We start from the raw sequence: 567 nt of genomic DNA, 5'->3' as shown, positions 1-567 counted from the left end.
CCACGGAGTGATTCATGACTGGGGTGAAGTCGTAACAAGGTAGCCCTAGGGGAACCTGGGGCTGGATCACCTCCTTATACGATTTAGAACTTATTTGTTCGTAGTGTCCACACAGATGATTGTTATTGTAAAGAGAACAAACACTTATTGTTTGGGTCTGTAGCTCAGTTGGTTAGAGCGCACCCCTGATAAGGGTGAGGTCGGTAGTTCAAATCTACTCAGACCCACCACTTCTTCAACGAAGTCGGTAATCAAACAATAAGTACCAGCATATGTGGGGCTATAGCTCAGCTGGGAGAGCGCCTGCCTTGCACGCAGGAGGTCAGCAGTTCGATCCTGCTTAGCTCCACCACTTACTTCTTAAAAATAAATATTCTTTTATCGGGCAGCATAATCGCCTGAGAATAGAGTGTGTTTAATTTTGAGAGGTTTTTGTATCTCTTGCTCTTTAAAAATTTGGAAAAGCTGATAATAAAATTCGTATAAATACAGTGTATTTGTACAGAGTTTTCAAAAGTAAAAAAGAATGATAGCAGTATCATTCAGTGCCATTTAATGAACGTTTAC

At 41.1% G+C, this 567-nt stretch carries 2 tRNA genes and 1 rRNA gene; all 3 read left to right on the top strand.

Features of this window, described 5'->3' with window-relative positions:
* A 16S ribosomal RNA gene (locus H5180_RS23345) occupies positions 1-77 on the top strand; the annotation flags it as partial.
* Positions 78-153: 76 nt separating this feature from the next.
* Positions 154-230 (top strand) — tRNA-Ile (locus tag H5180_RS23340).
* Positions 231-276: 46 nt separating this feature from the next.
* Positions 277-352, top strand: a tRNA-Ala gene (locus H5180_RS23335).
* Positions 353-567 lie beyond the last annotated feature (215 nt).

It is taken from the genome of Pseudoalteromonas sp. SR41-4, from assembly GCF_014163985.1.
GTDB classification, from domain to species: Bacteria; Pseudomonadota; Gammaproteobacteria; order Enterobacterales; family Alteromonadaceae; genus Pseudoalteromonas; species Pseudoalteromonas rhizosphaerae.
The sequence above is the reverse complement of the archived record's forward strand: the minus strand, read 5'-3'. Positions and strand labels throughout refer to the sequence as shown.